Consider the following 17,104-nt stretch of genomic DNA (forward strand, 5'->3'; position numbering starts at 1 on the left):
TACGAGATTGATGAACCGTCTGGCGCTTGCGCGCGAAATGAATGGGGCCGTCGCCGTTCCCGGCGTCGAAACCGTCATTTGCGGCACCGCCGCTGTTTGCGATCCGCTCGGCGCACTCTATCTACCGGATGCCGGCATTCTCGTCGTTTCCGACCTGCATCTGGAGAAGGGTGCAGCTTTTGCCCGTCGCGGCATGCTGCTGCCGCCCTATGATACGCTGGCGACGCTGACGCTGCTGGCGGCCGTCATCTCTCGTTACGATCCGAAACTCGTCATCACGCTTGGCGATAATTTCCACGACCGCGTCGGTTCGGTGCATCTGCCGGAAAACTTCCGCACGCTGATCGTCCATATGGCGCGTGGCCGCGAATGGATCTGGATCAACGGCAATCATGATCCGGACGGAACCGTCGACCTGCCGGGCAGCTCAGCCGACGAGATCCACTATGGCGGGCTGACCTTCCGCCACGAGCCGAGGAACGGCCCGCAGCAGGGCGAAATCGCTGGCCATCTTCACCCGTCCGCGACAGTTCGCCGACGCGAAAGATCCATCCGCCGTCCCTGCTTTGCGACCGACGGCACCCGCCTCCTGATGCCTGCGTTCGGCGTCATGAGCGGCGGGCTCGACCTTCGTCACAAGGCCATGCGTGGTCTCTTCGATCTCACCGCATTGGTCGCCCATCTGCTTGGCCGGGACCGGATCTATTCCGTCAGATTCGGCAACCTGGTGGGATAGTCCTAATGCATGTCGCGCAAAAGTGTGCAGCGGTCTTGCGGCAACGACATGCATAAAATCAACTGGCTTTAGTCGCAGCTCTGCAACTGCCGCGCATAGGTATTCGTCATGTTGGCGAAGCGCTGCGCGGTCTGCTGCAACTGACCGTTGGAACGCCATGTTCCCTTCGCATAACCCTGCTGCCCGGAGTAATAGGCAAGATAGAGGTTGTAGGCATCGTTCAGTGCAATGCCGTTCTGAACGTGACTCTGGTAGTGATACCAGCCGATAAAGTCGATCGCGTCGGCGAAATTGGTCCTGCTTGCCGACCATTGCCCGGTTTGCGTCTGATACTTGTCCCAGGTGCCGTCCAGAGCCTGGGAATAGCCGTAGGCGCTCGACGGACGCGTCCAAGGAATGAAGCCAAAGAGCTTGGTGCGCGGTGGTCTCGCATAGGGGCGGAAGCCCGATTCCGTGTACATCGTCGCCATCAGGATTGGCACGGGAACGCCGTATTGCCGCTCCGTTCGCTCGGCCGCACGCTGCCAGCTGTTAAACCAGCCGTCGCGCTGATCGAAGACGGCGCATATGTCTCTGGTTTTGTCGGGTGCGGTCGCACAGCCTGCAAGCAGCGTAAGCAGTGCGACGATCAGGACGGTACGCATTACAGAACCTCTCGTTTCGAGAGATTACTAACCCGTAAAGTTTAAAGACCGGTTTTTAGACGAATGCGAACGTCTTCACGGATTCGTCATGACTAGAGCCGGATGATTTCAGGTCGAACCGACCTGAAATCTGAATCCGCCTCTAAATCAAAAAGCGAGAGCGGGATGTCGCCCGAAAACCGCACACACTTTTCGGCATCCCGCTCTATGCCGGCTGGCCAGGGATTGATGCCGTCTCTCAGCCACAACAGCGTATCGAGCCAGAACCCCGCGGCGTGGCGCGCGTGAAACAGGCCGAAATGTCCGACTCGGTGAAAGCCGAGAGCGGCGGGAGTTAACACGGCCTCATTGGCCGCCGCATTGCGGTAGTAGGAGAGCGTCCGGCGGATTGCTGGAATTGTCGCGAATTCGTCGTCGGACATGGCGATCGCGAGGATTGGAGCGGTGACCGCATCGAAACGCCGGATCACGCTGGCCCGCTCGGCAACAGGATGGCTGAGTTCCATGCGTGCCCTGCGAAAGCTCCATTCGTTCGCGACCCCCGCGGGAAGATCCTCGAGCCAGCCGAGCCTTCGGCCGGGGAAATAGCCGAAGAGAGCGGTCATTGCCGGCATGGCCACATGCCATTTCAGAAAGAGCCTGACACGCTGACCCGGCGCGTAGTCGCGCCAATAGGCATATTGCGCGCCGATCGTCAGCATCCGCCCGATACGATGGGCATTCTCCGAAAGACCCGGCAGGAAGCCGCCGATGCTATGGCCGACGACGAGCAAAGGCGCGTTGGGACTGCGCTCATGCATGAAGCGAAGAGCGGTGTCGAAATCCTGTTCGCCCCAATCGCGCCAGCGATAGCCGCAGCCGCGTAAGCTTATCGGCCGTGATTGGCCGATGCCGCGATAGTCGTAGGTCAGAGCATCGAAGCCGTGCATGGCGAGGAAGCGTGCATAATGGTGATAGTAGCGCGCGAGAACGCCCGTTGCGCAATTGATGACGATGCTGCCACGGCTTTCCGGGCTCGCCGCTTCCCAGAGATGGGCTCCAAGCGTCACGCCGTCACGGCAGACAAGCGTGACAGGTCTGGCTTCGGACGTGGGCAGCGCGCGCGCCTCATCGTCGCACCTGATCGAAAAAGCACTATCGCCTGACATCCGCCTCTCCCGGCCTCAATAGGAACGGGTGGATCTTAGAGCCGCAATCGGATTGTTGATACTCACTAGTCAGTATACATTGCGTCTATGACAATCCGGCGAAACAACACACGCGAACGCATCGTTACCGCTGCTGCCAAGCTGTTTTACGGTGAGGGGATCCGCAGCGTTAGCGTCGATGCGGTTGCGGAAAAGGCGGGTGTGACGAAGAGAACGCTCTACTACCACTTCACTAGCAAGGATGAGCTGATTGCCGCCTATCTCGATGGTCGGGATCAGCCCAATCTCGCACTATTCCAGCGTTGGTTCGGCGAGACGGAGGGCGATCTCTCGGATAAGATCAAAGGTATTTTTGATAATCTGGCGAAATCGGCGCGCCATTCGAAATGGAAGGGATGCGGCTTCCTGCGAACGTCGGCGGAGCTTGCGAACATGCCCGGCCATCCGGCCATGAAGGTCGGCGCGACTCATAAGAAGCGGGTGGAGGATTGGCTGGCAGAGGTCTTTGAAACGGCAACCGTGAAGGACGCACGGATTCTCGCGCGTCAGGTTGTTCTTCTGCTCGACGGTGCATTCGCGGTCGTGCTGCTGCATCGTGATCCCATCTACATGGAAACGGCGGGTGCCGCCGCCGCGACACTGGTGGCCGCGGCGGCAAGAAGCTGATCCGGTTCAGGCGGCCGCCCTGGCCGGCTCGTAGCGCAGGATCACGGCACCGGTCGCAAGTGGCGTGGCTTCCATCAGTTTCATTGGCATCTGTTCCGTGTTCGGCTTGAAAAGCGGGTTGCCGCTGCCGAGGACGACGGGCACGAGGCAGATGCGGATCTCATCGATCAGTCCCGCCTTCAGAAGCGAATCTGAAAGTTCCGCGCTGCCGAAGATGAAGATCGTCTTGCCCGGCTCCTCCTTGAGCTTCTTCAATTCGGAGATCGGATCGCTGACCACGCGTGTGTTGTTCCACTCTGCCTCCTTCATGGTGCGCGAGACCGCGAGCTTGGCGATCCTGTTCATGTATTCCTTGATCTCCCCCTCGTTCTCCGCCGTCGGCCAATAGGCGGCCATACCCTCATAGGTCTTGCGGCCGAAGACGAGCAGATCGCCTTCCTTGCCGAGCTCCTGCGCATAGCGCTGCAGTTCCGGTCCCCAGGCGAGATTATGAAAATCGAGGTCCCACGGCTTTTCACCCTCGAAATAGCCATCGAGAGTCATCAGGTTCCAGACGATAAGCTTACGCATTTCCCTTCTCCTTCAGGTTTCGATCTGTATCAGATTTTAAACTGGTTGCAAAAAGCAATTGGTTGAAAGCTAGCTTGACTGATGGCAAAATGCAAGCGGTTTTTTGGAGAATGACATGGACGAATTTCAACGCTCCGGCTGCCCCATCAATCTGACGCTGGAAATTCTCGGCGACCGCTGGAGTCTGATCGTTATCCGCGACATCATGTTCGGCAATCGCCGTCACTTTCGCGAGCTCTTGCAGAATTCCGAGGAAGGCATCGCCTCGAACATCCTCGCCGACCGTCTGCGCCGCCTTGTGGACAAGGGCCTGCTGACGCGTAAAGACGACCCGACCCATAAGCAGAAGGCAATCTATAGCCTGACGGAAATGGCGATCGATCTTGTCCCGCTCTTTGCCCATATGGGAGCCTGGGGCCGCAAGCACCTTCCCGTGTCGGAAGAGCTCAGCATTCGCGCCGAACTGCTTGAGAAGGGCGGCCCTGAGCTCTGGGAAGATTTCATGGACGAGTTGCGCGCCAAGCATCTCGACAAGCAACTGCCGCCCGGGACACCCTCTGTGCTTGGCCGTCTGACCGAGGCCTATCTCGAGGTCGTGGCGCGGCGGAAATCAGCTTGACGATCAATCCTTGCGGAACAGGAAGCTCGCGGTCCAGCCGGTGGCCACGGCAAGCAGCACGGCGACGAAGCCGTAGGCGATCGGCTGCTCATGCGCCGCGTCGGTGATCGTCTGCTCTATGCCCGTCTTGATGACGCGTAGCGGCAAGGACTGTTGGGTGACGAATTTCCCGCTCTTGAAGAGATAGGCGCGCACCGTATGCACGCCGTTCGGAACATTGGCGGGCAGGCGAAGGCTGGCCCTGAAAAGGCTGGAACTGACGAAGCGGACGTCGCTTGCCTCACGCTGGTAGACGCCGCTCGTCTGCTGCAGCCGCCTGAAGGCCTGACGAAATTCGCTGATGTCGCTGGCATCGCCGACGAAGCCGGTCGGTATCAGCGGAATGTGATCCGTGCCGATGCCGCGATCATTGAGCTCCAGCGGTGTCGTCACATTGTTGACCACACGGCTGCTCGACAGTGAATAGGAGCGCGGCACATGCTCGAAGGTCATCGACTGCGTATTGACCCAGATGCCGAAGATCCGCTCCTTCTTGCGTACCGTCGCATCCTCGCGCGGCCCCTCCAGCACCACCACGATATCGTATTGCCCGATCGCGAGCAGCAGTTCGTCGGCATTGGAAAGCGCCCCGAAAACCGTAAGGTCCGCACCCCTGAAATCTGAAGTGATGGCGATCTCGCTGGTCGAAGTGCCGATTTGCAGAGTTTCCTTCACTGCTGCATTCGTTTGACCCGGCAACAGCATCTGTGCATCCGCAGTCGGTGGCAGCAGCCAGAGTGCGGCCCAGAGCGCTCCGAAGATGGGAAGAAGGCGGCGCATCAGAATCCAGATCCCATGACGACGGAATAGACATCCGCCGGCTTGACCACCAGCGCGATTGCGAGGCGCAGGCCAACGGCGAGCACCAGAAGCCCGAGCAGCGCACGCAGCTGTTCGCCGCGCAGCCTCTGCCCGACGCGCACGCCATATTGCGCGCCGATCACGCCCGCGACCATCAGGATGAAAGCGAGCACGATATCGACGGAATAGTTGGTCGCAGCCTGAATAATCGTCGTATAGGCGGTCACGAATATGATCTGAAACAGCGATGTTCCCACGACGACATTGGTCGGTATGCGCAGGAGATAGATCATCGCCGGCACCATGATGAAGCCGCCGCCGACACCCATGACCGAGGTCAGGATACCGATTGCGAAGCCGAGACCGACGACCGGAATGACGCTCAGATAGATCTTCGATTTCTTGAAGCGCATCTTCAGCGGCAGCCGGTGCACCCAGTGATGATGGCCGGGCCTTCTTGGCGTCGCCGGTTCGTTGCGTGCCGCCCGGCGCATGGCGCTCACGCTCTCGAACAGCATCAGTCCCCCGACCGTGCCGAGGAAGATGACATAGAGCAGTGAGATGATGAGGTCGAGCTGGCCGATGCTCCGGAGCAGCGAGAAGATCCATATGCCGAGCGTGGCCCCCGCAAGACCGCCGACAAGCAGCACGGTCCCGAGTTTGACGTCGAGCGTTCCACGCCGGAAATGCGTAATGGCGCCTGAAATCGAGGAGGCGACCACCTGGTTTGCCCCGGTCGCCACGGCGACCACCGGCGGAATATTGTAGAAGATCAGCAGCGGCGTGATGAGAAAGCCGCCGCCGACGCCGAACATGCCCGACAGGAAGCCGACTGCCGCACCCATACCGAGAATGATGAGGATGTTTACCGATAATTCCGCTATCGGCAGGTAGATCGTCACGGCCGGACCCCAGGTTACATCCACCTGCTGTTCGGCAGGTGAAAATACGCGCTCACAAAAGACTCCCCGTCTCAAGCGCACGACCATACAGCCAAATCGTTGCCAGAGACTTTCGATCCGGCCTTAAGTGCATCCTACTGCATGTTTCCTTAAATCGGGATCGATTCGACTTTTTTGAATTAATTCGGCTTTTTTCAGATTATATGACGACGAGGTGCCAAAAATCGAAAAGGTCCGGAAAGATTTCCCGGACCTTCGATCCATTGCATGGCAAGAGTCCTATTTGTTGCGCGCCAGCAACTCCTTGACCAGACTGTCGTTCACCTTCCCGGTCGGCTCCTGGCCGATCGATTTCTGGAAGCCCTTGATGGCGGCAACGGTCTTGGCGCCCATTTCACCGTCCGGCGGCCCCGCGTCGAAACCATTATTGTTCAGGATCGCCTGGATGTTTCGGATCGCCTTCTTCATGTCGATGGAGGCTGTTTTGGTTCCGGTGCCTGCCCATTCGTCGGGAACCTCGATCGCATTCGCCTTGTTGTCCAACGGTTGCGGCTTCCAGAGATCGGCCTTGGCACGGGCTCTTTCCACCTGATCGGGCTTCATCGCATTGGCGACTTCATCACGTTTCTGAGCGGCGTCCTTGTCACCATTCTTCGCTGCGATCGAAAACCATTTATAGGACTCCTCCAGATCCTGCTTCACGCCGTTCCCCCGGGCATAGAGGATCGCCAGGTTGAACTGGCTGTCGGTGACCCCAAGATCGGCCGCTTTCGCAAACCAGGTCGCGGCTGCGGTATAGTCCTGCTCACCGCCGGCATTGCCGGAGGCGTAGAGGACGGCGAGGTTGTGCATGGCGCTGGCATTGCCTTGGTCGGCGGCAAGTTCGTAATATTCCTTTGCCTTCGCCAGGTCGCGATCGAGGCCGTTGCCCTTTTCATACATGTTCGCAATGCGATACTGCGCCGGTGCGAAGCCCTTGTCTGCGGAAAGCTGATACCAGGCAGCAGCCTGCTTCAGGTCGGCCGGAACGCCGCGGCCTTCGGTGAAGCGTGCGCCAATTTCAAAGAGCGCCAGAGGATCGCCGCTCCGTGCCGCATCCGCCATGGACTTCGGCTGGATGGTGTCGGGCACGATGACGTCGGCCGCCGGTGCAGTCTTGACCGCACGCGCCTCGGCCGCTGCCGGAGCCTCGGACGGCCCCGTGTCACTTGGCGCGAAGGTCGATGTCTCCTGTGCCGGAGTGCCCGCAGGCGCGAGCGTCGCGCTGTCGCCGCCGAGCGAAGCGGGTTCAGTCAGGGAGGCCGCGATTGGAGCCGTCTCAGCAGCAGGCTGCGATGCGGGCGGCGGGCCGCTGACATCGATGTCCGTTGAACCGGCAATGGTGCCTTCTGCGCCGGCCGTGGCGGATGCCTGATCCTGCGGGGCCAAGTTGTCGTCATCGGCTGTGGGCGGATTTGCCGCCGAAGTCAAGGCGGAAACCGCGGCCGGTTCGGGTGCCTTTTCGCCGCGTGTCAGTGTGTTGACGAGCGGGAAGGCCATAACGGCGAGCAGAATGGCGCCGACGGCGAGAAGGATCGGACGGCGATAGCGCGAAAAGCCCTTGCCGGAGGGCTTCTGTTTCTCCCCGGGCGCGGCCGAGATCTTCCGCGTCTGGTCGATTTCCATTGCGGCGGCCTGCGCCGCCCTGCGGGCAGCCGCTATATAGTCCGCCCTGTCACCTTCAGTCGGGATCTTGCCCCCGCCTGCACGCAGGGCATTCTGGCTGGCGCGCACGCGCTCCAGGATCTTTTTGACGTCGGGGGCGCCCGAACCGGGTTCCAGCGGCTCGTTGGCCGCCTCAGGCGGCATCACATCGACCGGGTCGATGGACGGCGCCGAATCGATCATGGCCCGCTCAGCGGATGGCGCCTCCTGCTTGCGTTTGGGTCGGAAGCGCTTGCCGAGTCCGGCAAGCAGGCTCGTTCCGCTGCTTTTCTTTCCGGTCGGTTTGTCGCCCGGCCGGGCCGGCTCTGCTATGATCGGGTTGCTGGCGATGTCTGGGTCGCGCATCTGCTGCGGCTCAACGACGGGCGCCGGTCTTGTCTGAGTGCTGGTCGAAGCTTGAAGCTCCCTTGCGGCGGGTGCAGCTTCCGCATGGGCGAAGGGATCGACCTCGAAATCGGCCGTCGACGCCGGCATTCTTGCCGGGCGGCTGCGGCTCTCCATATGATCCAGCCGGTCGGCGATATGCACGAGTGTTTCGTGCAGTGCCTGAAATGTCTTCTGCGTGCGCTCCTCGCTGCCGCGGCTGAGGTCTTCCAGATGCCGCAGGTCTTCCGCAAGAGCCGTCAGTGCCGACATGTCTGCAGGTGCGGCGGCTGTCAGGGCCCTGTTACGGGAATAGGCCTCGACGACCGCCTCGGCTGCCTGGCGCGCCGCCTCGATGATGTATTCGTCATTGGTTGCCATATAGTCTTCGATGGCGCTCATGCGGCGATCGAAATCGGCGGGCATTGTATCGGCGGTATGGCGCGGCTCGCTCATCAGCACCGAAAGATGGGCGATCTGCTCCTCGAGATTGCGCAGCGCTTGCGGGTCTGCCGGTGGTGCGGCGACACTTTCCTCCAGACGGGTCGCGATATCGCTGAGCCGGCCCTCCAGCCGCTGGATCGCGTTCTCGTCCATGACAGGCGCGGGCAGCGTCCCGTGGAGCTCGACAGTGTCGATCCGCCGCGCGAGGTAATCCAGCCGCTCGGCGAGCTCTCCGTTGACGGATCCCTGTTCGAGTGCGTCGATCTTGCGCGAAATATCGGCAAGCGCGTCGCCGAGTTCGGGTTGCGCCACTCTTTGCGACCGTTGCATCAGATGGGCCAGTTCATCGAGGCGCTCCTCGAGCCGGGTCGCGGCGGCGGCATTCGTCATCTCGTCGATGCGCAGCGTCAGCGCCTCGATGCGCGTTCCGAGATCATCCGACCGCTGTCGGTCTTGGGTGCTGCGGCCCATCAGCTCGATCTGGTCCGCGAGACCGGCAAGGCGGCTTTCCAGCCGCTGTACCAGCGAGGCATCGCTGGAGGCGGACGTCATGCGGCTGTTGGCGGCAATCGCCCGGCTAATCTCGTCCAGCCGCGTGTCCACGGCGGCAAACTGTTCCGTCATGGCGCGCTCATGCGGTTGCATCAGGCTGCCGAGCTGCTCCATGGCCGTCGCCATGGCGATGAGCTTCTGCTCAAGGATCCGCACGGCGGGGCCTTCGCCCATGCCGCCGAGCTCCCGTTTGATGTCGTCGAGACGATAGGCGAGGGAAACGAGCTCTTCCTGCAATCCGGCGGTATCCAGCGAATGCAGCTTGTCTTCAAAGCCATCCCACCGAGCTTCCATCCCCCGCAGCGCCTCGTCCCGCGCAAGCCCGTCCATCAGCGAACGCAGTTCCTCAAACTCGGCCCTGAGGCCTGCCGTTTCCGGATGCGGATTATGCCCGGCGAGCTGGTTGATGCTGTCGGCAAGCCTGCCGAGATCCTCGCGCACATCGTCGGCGAACTGACGGTCCTGCGCACTCGCCTTTATGTCGCGCATTTCGGCGCGCAGCGCATTCATCTCGCGTGTGATGCCCTCGGAAATATCCTGCTTGAGATCCTGGCGCAGGCTGACGAGCGCCTGGGCAATCTCGGCCATTGCGTCGGATGCGACGTGGCCCTGGGTAAGCTGTTGTCGTTGCGTGGCAGGACGATGAACAAAGGCTTCACGCGAATGCGGAGGGGTTGGTTCGCTGCTGCGCGCGGCATTGGCCCGTTCGCGGCTTGCCTCCAAGGCGCGCTGGCGCTGGCGGATTTCGGCGAGCGGATCATGCCGCGGCGTCGATTCGCGTATTGGACGCGCGGTGTGAGGAGCAGCGGAAGTCTGCCGCTCAATTCCGGCGGACTGGCTGGATCCTGAAGATTGACCGGATGTTACATCGCGCGTCTGGCGTGCGCGTTCACCCTGCTCCCGTGCCGCCGAACCCATCAACCCCTCGATGCGCGCCTCCAGCCCCTCGATCGTGCGGCTCAGCGCATCGAGCGAGGTTCTGTCGCCGTAATTCGGGGAAGGGGATCGCGATCCGTTCATCTTTCTGCTCGCTTCGACAATGGAAGCCCTTGCGGCCCCTCTCATTGGCTTACCTGTAGCCAGCCTCGCCGGGTGGAGAGATTGGTTGAGCTTCACCTTCAGGATGAGTCTTGAATATTCTCAACCTAAACGCGATGGTGTCATTCCCTGAAAACGCGAGACTAGAAAAAGGTACGCAGTTCACCACTACTCATCGCGCACAATTAACCAACGTGGTAAACAAGCCGTTAATCTTGATGAGAATTTTTTAACGCTTTGTTCCAGATCATCTCCTTGAGCGGCATTTTGCTGTGAAATCGGCCATTTGCCCCCACTTTGCCTCGCGCTTCGGGGGACAGTTTCACGCAACACACGCGATAAAATCTTTCCCGAGATTTGAAGGTTGACGTTTACGCAAACGTCAATATTTTGTAGGACTATGCTCAAGCCGGGCGGGATCCGGTTTGCGAATTGGAGGAATTCGAAGCATGCCAGTCTACAAGGCCCCCGTGAACGATACCCTTTTCGTGCTGAACGACGTGCTCGGTCTGGAACGCTACAACAATATCCCCGGATTCGCGGAGGTCACGCCGGACACGGTGGAGGCCATTCTCGGTGAAGCCGCCCGGATGGCGGAAGAGGTTCTCTTTCCCCTCAACTATTCCGGCGACCGGCAAGGCTGCGTTCGTAACCACGATGCCACGGTAACGACGCCGAAGGGCTTCAAGGAAGCCTACCGGGCCTATCGCGAAGCCGGCTGGATCGGCCTTGCCGTCCCGGAGGAATTCGGCGGGCAGGGGCTTCCCTATACGCTGCATTGTGCCATTGGCGAATATACCTCCGCTGCCAACATGTCGCTGATGATGTATCCGGGCCTGACCCAGGGTGCGATCGCTGCGATCATCGTCCATGGTTCCGATGAGCAGAGGAAGACCTATCTGCCGAAACTGGTCGATGGCACATGGTCCGGCACCATGAACCTGACCGAGCCGCATTGCGGCACGGATCTCGGCCTGTTGCGCACCAAGGCCGTACCGCAGGGCGGCGGCAGCTACAGGATAACCGGCCAGAAGATCTTCATCTCCGCCGGTGAGCACGACATGACCGACAATATCGTGCATCTGGTGCTTGCCCGCATTGACGGCGCGCCGGAAGGCACCAAGGGCCTCTCTCTCTTCATCGTGCCGAAGTTCCTCGTCAACGGCGACGGCTCGCTTGGCGAGCGCAACGGTGTCTCTTGCGGTGCCATCGAGCACAAGATGGGTATTCACGGCAATGCCACCTGTGTCATGAATTATGACGGCGCGATTGGCTTTCTGATTGGCGCCGAAAATCGTGGCCTCAATGCTATGTTCGTTATGATGAATGAGGCTCGCCTCGGCGTCGGCCTTCAGGGTGTCGCGATCGCCGAGGCCGCCTATCAGAACGCCGTGAACTATGCCCGCGAGCGCATCCAGGGCCGCGCGCTTTCCGGTCCGAAGGCGTCGGACAAAAAGGCCGATCCCATTATCGTCCATGCCGACATCCGCCGCGCGCTGATGACGATCCGCGCCTTCAACGAGGCTGCCCGCGCTTTCCTGCTCTGGACTGCGCTGAAATCCGATATCGCCCATCGCGCCACCGACGAGAAGGAGCGACAGGCGGCCGACGACATCCTTGGTCTCGTCACGCCTATCCTCAAGGGCGTGACGACGGACAAGGGCTTCGAGCACGCCGTCATGGCGCAGCAGATCTTCGGCGGTCACGGTTATATCGAAGAACAGGGCATGAGCCAGTATGTCCGCGATGCCCGCATCACCATGATCTACGAGGGAACCAACGGCATCCAGGCTCTCGACCTCGTCGGCCGCAAGCTGGCGTTGAATGGCGGCCGGGCCGTCATGGCTCTCTTCAAGGAAATCGGCGATTTCTGCGAGGAGAACAGGGCCGACGAAAAGATGACCTTCTTCACCAAGCACCTGAAAAAGGGATTGAACGATCTCCAGGCTGCGACCATGTGGTTCATGCAGCATGCGATGGCCAAGCCCGACAATGCCGGCGCCGGCTCGACCGACTACATGCATCTCTTCGGCCTTGTCATCCTGGGTTACATGTGGGCGAAAATGGCAAAGGCGGCCGAGGATGGCGTTGTGTCGGGCGATGCGGCCCGCGAAGTCTATCTCAGGAACAAGCTTGTGACCGCGCGCTTCTTCATGGAACGTATCATGCCGGAAACGGTTCTGCGCAGAGCCCGCATCGAAACCGGCGCCGAAACGATGATGACTTTGCCCGCCGAAGCCTTTTGAGACCCCTTCTCCCCAGCGGGGAGAAGGACCCCGAAGGGCGGATGAGGGGGCGATCCGGCAAAGCCGGATCGATCATAGCGATCCGCTTCCCACCATGGACAAAGCGGCACATACAGATTTCGAAGGCGGATCACCGCCACACGGAGATGAAACGATGATCGAGGCATTCATTTACGACCACGTGCGAACCCCTCGCGGGCGCGGCAAGAAGGATGGCGCGCTGCATGAAGTGCCTTCGGTCCGACTCGCCGCCAGGACGCTGGAAGCGATCCGCGACCGCAACAGCCTCGACACGAAGACGGTCGACGACATCATCATGGGCTGCGTCGATCCGGTGATGGATGCCGGTGCCGTCATCCCCAAAGCGGCAGCCTTCGAGGCGGGCTATTCGATGACCGCACCCGGCATGCAGATCTCGCGCTTCTGCGCCTCCGGCCTCGACGCCGTGAATTTCGGTGCCGCCAAGATTGCGCAAGGCGCGGACGACATCGTCATCGCAGGCGGCGTGGAAAGCATGTCCCGCGTCGGTCTCGGCATGTCCGGCGGTGCGTGGTTCATGGATCCCTCCGTGAACTTCCCGGCCTACTTCATGCCGCAGGGCGTCTCGGCCGATCTCATCGCCACCAAATACGGTTTCTCCCGAGACGACGTCGACGCCTATGCCGTCGAAAGCCAAAAGCGTGCCGCCAATGCCTGGGACAAGGGTTGGTTCAACAATTCCGTCATCCCGGTGAAGGACCAGAACGGCCTTACGATCCTTGCGAAGGACGAACACATGCGCCCGGGAACGGACATGCAGGCGCTTGCCTCCCTCAATCCTTCCTTCCAGATGCCGGGTGAGATGGGCGGCTTCGAAGCCGTCGGCATCCAGGCCCATCCGGAAATCGAGCGCATCAATTATGTCCACCACGCCGGCAATTCCTCGGGCATCGTCGATGGCGCGGCCGCCGTCCTCATCGGCTCGAAAGCCGGGGGGCAATCCATGGGCATCAGGCCCCGCGCCCGCATAAAGGCTTTCGCCAATATCGGTTCCGATCCGGCCCTGATGCTGACGGGCCCAGTCGATGTTACCGAGAAGCTTTTGAAGCGCGCCGGAATGGTTTTTTCCGACATCGACCTCTTCGAGCTCAACGAAGCCTTCGCCGCCGTGGTCCTGCGCTACATGCAGGCCTTCAGCATCCCGCATGAGCAGATCAACGTCAATGGCGGCGCCATTGCCATGGGCCATCCGCTCGGTGCCACAGGGGCGATGATCCTCGGGACTGTGCTGGACGAGCTGGAGCGCCGCGATCTCAATACCGCGCTCGTGACACTTTGCATCGGCGCCGGCATGGGCACCGCAACGATCATCGAACGCGTCTAAGTCGGGAGGGCACAGACATGACCTACAAGAACTTCTCCGTCGAGACCGACGCGGATGGCATCGCGCTCGTCACCTGGGACATGCCCGGCAAGTCGATGAATGTCTTCACCGAGGAGGTGATGGACGAGCTCGATGCCATCGTCGATCAGACGGTTGCGGACAATGCCGTCAAGGGCGTCGTCATCACCTCCGGCAAATCCTCCTTCTCCGGCGGCGCCGATCTTTCGATGATCAAGTCGATGTTCACCTTCTATCGGGACGAGAAGGCGAAGGATCCGGCCAATGCGGCGCAAAAGCTTTTCGATCTCGTCGGTCGCATGACCGGTCTCTTCCGCAAGCTCGAGACCTGCGGCAAGCCCTGGGTTTCCGCGATCAACGGCACCTGCATGGGCGGCGCGCTGGAAATGTCGCTCGCCTGCCACGGCCGTGTCGCGTCGAATTCCAGAAGCGTCAAGATCGCGCTGCCCGAGGTCAAGGTCGGCATCTTCCCCGGCGCCGGCGGCACGCAGCGTGTCTCGCGCCTGACCGATGCCCAGTCCGCCCTGCAGATGATGACGACGGGCCAGTCGCTCACGGCCTCCCGCGCGAAAGCGATGAACCTCGTCCATCACGTCGTGGAACCGGATCAGCTTGTTGCGACTGCCAAGCAGATGATCAAGGATGGCCTGAAGCCGATTGCGCCGTGGGACGAGAAGGGTTTCAAGGTGCCCGGCGGCGGTATCTGGACGCCGGCTTCGGCACAGCTCTGGCCGGCCGCACCGGCTCTCCTGCGCCGCGAAACCGCCGGCAACTACCCGGGGGCTCTCGCGATCCTCAAATGCGTCTACGAAGGCTTGCAGGTGCCTTTCGACACTGCGCTGAAGATCGAGCAGCGCTATTTCACCGAGGTGCTGCAGACCACCGAAGCCTTCTCGATGATCCGCTCGCTCTTCATCTCCATGCAGGAGCTCGGCAAGGGCGCGCGCCGTCCGGCCGCTGTGCCGAAGACCGAGCTCAAAAAGGTGGGTGTGGTCGGCGCCGGCTTCATGGGCGCCTCGATCGCCTATGTCACGGCCGCAGCCGGTATCTCTGTCACCCTCATCGACCGCGACATCGAAACGGCCACCAAGGGCAAGACCGTCTCCGAAGGCTTAGTCAAGGATTCGACGACCAAGGGGCGCTTTACGCAAGACGAGGGCGCGGCCCTCCTGTCCCGCATCACGCCGTCGGCCGACTACGGCGATCTCAAGGACGCCGATCTCGTCATCGAGGCGGTCTTCGAGGATCGCGAGGTCAAGAGAGCTGTCATCGAGGCCGTCGAAGCCGTGCTTCCGGAAGGGGCCATCTTCGCGTCCAACACCTCGACACTGCCGATCTCCGGCCTTGCAACGAATTCGAAGCGCCCTGCCGATTTCATCGGCATTCACTTCTTCTCGCCCGTCGAGAAGATGATGCTGACGGAGGTGATCCTCGGCAAGGAAACCGGGGACAGGGCGCTTGCGGTCGCCCTGGATTACGTTGCCGCCATCAAGAAGACGCCGATCGTCGTCAACGATACCCGCGGCTTCTTCGTGAACCGCTGCGTGCTGCGCTACATGTCGGAAGCCTACGACATGCTGATCGAAGGCGTCCCGCCCGCCATGATCGAAAACGCCGCCAAGATGGCCGGCATGCCGGTCGGCCCGCTCGCCCTCAACGATGAGGTTGCCATCGACCTCTCGTTGAAGATCCTGAAGGCGACCATCGCGGATTTGGGCGAGAAGGCCGTCGACCCGCGCCACATGGAGTTGATTTCCCGCATGGTGGAAAAGGAAGGCCGCCTCGGCCGCAAGAACGCCAAGGGCTTCTACGATTACCCGCCGAAGCCGGCCCGGAAATCGCTTTGGCAGGATCTCAATACCTTCTACCCGCAGAGGAAGGCCGAAGAGCTGGATATCGACACCCTGAAGCAGCGCTTCCTCGTCACCATCGCCCTCGAAGCCGCCCGCACCGTGGAAGAGGGCATTGTCACCGACCCGCGCGAAGCCGACGTCGGCTCCATCCTAGGATTTGGGTTTGCACCGTATACGGGCGGGGCGCTGTCCTACATCGATGGCATGGGTACAGGAAAATTCGTCGAAATCTGCCAAAGGTTAGCTGTAGCTTACGGAGATCATTTTAGGCCGACTGCGCTGCTGAAGGAAATGGCCGCCAATGGTGAGACATTCTATGGACGGTTTGATCCCTATAAGGTGAGGGAGGCGGCGTAGGCCGCCTCTTCTACGGAATCGATCCCGCGTTCGATTGTGCAGAGATCCTCGATACTGCAAGTCGATCCGTTCCGCTCGCAGGTGCAAATGTCGGCTAGCCTCTTTGTCGTTCGTCCTTCGATCGGAAACGACGAGAAGGAGAAAGTCATGACGACGAGTATTCACGAACATGAAGAAGACGCAATCGGCACCGTACTTTCCGGCTGGGCCCAGGCGATCGGCCGTAAGGATGCGCGCGCTGCGCTTGCTTACGTGACGGACGACGTGGTCGAGTTCTCGCTGGCGCCGCCGCTGCAGTTCAAGGGCAAGGATGAGGCCGGACTGAACGAATGGTTTGCGACCTGGAAGGGACCGATCGGCGATGAGACGTATGACGCTCGGCTGATTGCGGGCAGTGACGTCGCTTTCTGGTACGGTCTCGTGCGCATGACCGGAACGAAGACTGACGGTGTCGAGGTCGATCTCTGGTTCCGCCAGACGACTGGCCTCCGCAAGGTCAATGGAGCCTGGAAGATCACACACCTGCACGCTTCCGTCCCCTTTGCGATGGACGGAAGCGATCGGGCGCTGCTGGATCTGAAACCATAGCGGCGGCTCAGGCCGCTTTGACGATCTCGGTGAGTTCGACTTCGAACATCAGATCGCGGCCGGCGAGGGGATGGTTGGCATCGACAGTCACCTCGATAGGACCGACTTCCACGACGCTGAGCGTCATCGGAGTGCCCGCACGGGACTGCGCCTGAAGCTGCATGCCCGGTTTGAGGTCTATGTTCTGCGGAATGGTGTTGCGCGGCACGGTCTGGATTTTCTGCGGATCGTGCGGGCCGAAGGCATCGGCGGCGGCGATCTTGACCGTTTGCGTTTCGCCGACATTCATGCCGGAAACGCCGCGTTCCAGACCCGGGATGACCTGGCCTGCGCCGATTTCGAATTGCAGCGGCTCGCGGTTCTTGGAGGTGTCGAAAGGCGTGCCGTCGATCAGCATGCCGACATAGTGGACGCGGACGATATCGCCCGATTTCGCTTCAGTCATGGATTGAC

14 protein-coding genes are annotated in these 17,104 nt (G+C 60.9%); 7 read left to right on the plus strand and 7 right to left on the minus strand.

Annotation, left to right across the window (positions count from 1 at the left end; all coding sequences use genetic code 11):
* Nucleotides 1-10 precede the first annotated feature (10 nt).
* The gene (gene pdeM, locus AAE029_RS15820) at nt 11-736 is read left to right on the plus strand and encodes a ligase-associated DNA damage response endonuclease PdeM (RefSeq protein ID WP_371073808.1); all 726 of its coding nucleotides are present in this window, start codon (nt 11-13) and stop codon (nt 734-736) included.
* A gap of 68 nt (nt 737-804) precedes the next feature.
* Here the strand turns inward: pdeM and AAE029_RS15825 are convergent, their stop codons facing one another.
* Nucleotides 805-1,380: a transglycosylase SLT domain-containing protein gene (locus AAE029_RS15825; protein ID WP_371073809.1), complete on the minus strand. Its 576-nt coding sequence runs from the start codon at nt 1,378-1,380 to the stop codon at nt 805-807.
* Between the two features lie 92 nt (nt 1,381-1,472).
* A complete protein-coding gene (locus AAE029_RS15830; RefSeq protein ID WP_371073810.1) occupies nt 1,473-2,528 on the minus strand; it encodes an alpha/beta fold hydrolase in 1,056 nt (351 codons plus the stop codon).
* 87 nt (nt 2,529-2,615) lie between these two features.
* Between AAE029_RS15830 and AAE029_RS15835 the strand changes: the two genes are divergently transcribed.
* Nucleotides 2,616-3,194 (plus strand): TetR/AcrR family transcriptional regulator, encoded by a 579-nt coding sequence (locus tag AAE029_RS15835; protein WP_371073811.1) that lies wholly within the window; start codon nt 2,616-2,618, stop codon nt 3,192-3,194.
* A 6-nt stretch (nt 3,195-3,200) separates the two neighbouring features.
* On the opposite strand, the gene AAE029_RS15840 is transcribed toward AAE029_RS15835, so the two are convergent.
* Nucleotides 3,201-3,764, minus strand: coding sequence for a dihydrofolate reductase family protein (locus AAE029_RS15840; RefSeq protein WP_371073812.1), 564 nt, complete (start codon nt 3,762-3,764; stop codon nt 3,201-3,203).
* 115 nt (nt 3,765-3,879) lie between these two features.
* Here AAE029_RS15840 and AAE029_RS15845 point away from each other — a divergent pair, with 115 nt between their 5' ends.
* Nucleotides 3,880-4,383 carry a winged helix-turn-helix transcriptional regulator gene (locus tag AAE029_RS15845; protein WP_371073813.1) on the plus strand — a complete coding sequence of 168 codons (504 nt, stop codon included), beginning with the start codon at nt 3,880-3,882 and terminating at the stop codon, nt 4,381-4,383.
* A gap of 3 nt (nt 4,384-4,386) precedes the next feature.
* Here the strand turns inward: AAE029_RS15845 and AAE029_RS15850 are convergent, their stop codons facing one another.
* The 3 genes from AAE029_RS15850 to AAE029_RS15860 all read right to left on the minus strand — a co-directional run bounded on the left by AAE029_RS15850 (nt 4,387) and on the right by AAE029_RS15860 (nt 10,208).
* Entirely contained in the window at nt 4,387-5,202 is an 816-nt protein-coding gene (locus AAE029_RS15850) for a TIGR02186 family protein (protein ID WP_371073814.1), read from the minus strand.
* Entirely contained in the window at nt 5,202-6,125 is a 924-nt protein-coding gene (locus tag AAE029_RS15855; protein ID WP_371073846.1) for a sulfite exporter TauE/SafE family protein, read from the minus strand. The genes AAE029_RS15850 and AAE029_RS15855 overlap by 1 nt, the downstream gene beginning before the upstream one ends.
* A gap of 279 nt (nt 6,126-6,404) precedes the next feature.
* Nucleotides 6,405-10,208, minus strand: a complete 3,804-nt coding sequence (locus tag AAE029_RS15860; RefSeq protein WP_371073815.1) for a peptidoglycan-binding protein — start codon at nt 10,206-10,208, stop codon at nt 6,405-6,407.
* Nucleotides 10,209-10,675: 467 nt separating this feature from the next.
* On the opposite strand from AAE029_RS15860, the gene AAE029_RS15865 reads away from it, so the two are divergent.
* From AAE029_RS15865 to AAE029_RS15880, 4 genes are all read left to right on the plus strand, one after another.
* Nucleotides 10,676-12,472, plus strand: coding sequence for an acyl-CoA dehydrogenase C-terminal domain-containing protein (locus tag AAE029_RS15865; protein WP_371073816.1), 1,797 nt, complete (start codon nt 10,676-10,678; stop codon nt 12,470-12,472).
* Nucleotides 12,473-12,626: 154 nt separating this feature from the next.
* The gene (locus AAE029_RS15870) at nt 12,627-13,835 is read left to right on the plus strand and encodes an acetyl-CoA C-acetyltransferase (protein WP_371073817.1); all 1,209 of its coding nucleotides are present in this window, start codon (nt 12,627-12,629) and stop codon (nt 13,833-13,835) included.
* Nucleotides 13,836-13,852: 17 nt separating this feature from the next.
* A complete protein-coding gene (locus AAE029_RS15875) occupies nt 13,853-16,063 on the plus strand; it encodes an FAD-dependent oxidoreductase (protein WP_371073818.1) in 2,211 nt (736 codons plus the stop codon).
* Between the two features lie 147 nt (nt 16,064-16,210).
* Complete coding sequence (locus tag AAE029_RS15880; RefSeq protein WP_371073819.1) at nt 16,211-16,651, plus strand: nuclear transport factor 2 family protein; 441 nt, start codon at nt 16,211-16,213, stop codon at nt 16,649-16,651.
* 7 nt (nt 16,652-16,658) lie between these two features.
* Here the strand turns inward: AAE029_RS15880 and AAE029_RS15885 are convergent, their stop codons facing one another.
* Nucleotides 16,659-17,096 (minus strand): peptidylprolyl isomerase, encoded by a 438-nt coding sequence (locus tag AAE029_RS15885; protein ID WP_371073820.1) that lies wholly within the window; start codon nt 17,094-17,096, stop codon nt 16,659-16,661.
* Nucleotides 17,097-17,104 lie beyond the last annotated feature (8 nt).

Source organism: Sinorhizobium sp. CB7 (assembly GCF_041357635.1).
In the GTDB taxonomy this organism is placed as follows: Bacteria; Pseudomonadota; Alphaproteobacteria; order Rhizobiales; family Rhizobiaceae; genus Rhizobium.

What these genes read in the sequence shown, in the direction of transcription:
- AAE029_RS15885 (WP_371073820.1), bottom strand. Translation starts at nt 17,096, where the DNA reads ATGACTGAAGCGAAATCGGGCGATATCGTCCGCGTCCACTATGTCGGC.
- AAE029_RS15825 (WP_371073809.1), bottom strand. Translation starts at nt 1,380, where the DNA reads ATGCGTACCGTCCTGATCGTCGCACTGCTTACGCTGCTTGCAGGCTGT.
- AAE029_RS15865 (WP_371073816.1), top strand. Translation starts at nt 10,676, where the DNA reads ATGCCAGTCTACAAGGCCCCCGTGAACGATACCCTTTTCGTGCTGAAC.
- AAE029_RS15850 (WP_371073814.1), bottom strand. Translation starts at nt 5,202, where the DNA reads ATGCGCCGCCTTCTTCCCATCTTCGGAGCGCTCTGGGCCGCACTCTGG.
- AAE029_RS15840 (WP_371073812.1), bottom strand. Translation starts at nt 3,764, where the DNA reads ATGCGTAAGCTTATCGTCTGGAACCTGATGACTCTCGATGGCTATTTC.
- AAE029_RS15880 (WP_371073819.1), top strand. Translation starts at nt 16,211, where the DNA reads ATGACGACGAGTATTCACGAACATGAAGAAGACGCAATCGGCACCGTA.
- AAE029_RS15860 (WP_371073815.1), bottom strand. Translation starts at nt 10,208, where the DNA reads ATGAACGGATCGCGATCCCCTTCCCCGAATTACGGCGACAGAACCTCG.
- AAE029_RS15870 (WP_371073817.1), top strand. Translation starts at nt 12,627, where the DNA reads ATGATCGAGGCATTCATTTACGACCACGTGCGAACCCCTCGCGGGCGC.
- pdeM (WP_371073808.1), top strand. Translation starts at nt 11, where the DNA reads ATGAACCGTCTGGCGCTTGCGCGCGAAATGAATGGGGCCGTCGCCGTT.
- AAE029_RS15845 (WP_371073813.1), top strand. Translation starts at nt 3,880, where the DNA reads ATGGACGAATTTCAACGCTCCGGCTGCCCCATCAATCTGACGCTGGAA.
- AAE029_RS15875 (WP_371073818.1), top strand. Translation starts at nt 13,853, where the DNA reads ATGACCTACAAGAACTTCTCCGTCGAGACCGACGCGGATGGCATCGCG.
- AAE029_RS15835 (WP_371073811.1), top strand. Translation starts at nt 2,616, where the DNA reads ATGACAATCCGGCGAAACAACACACGCGAACGCATCGTTACCGCTGCT.
- AAE029_RS15830 (WP_371073810.1), bottom strand. Translation starts at nt 2,528, where the DNA reads ATGTCAGGCGATAGTGCTTTTTCGATCAGGTGCGACGATGAGGCGCGC.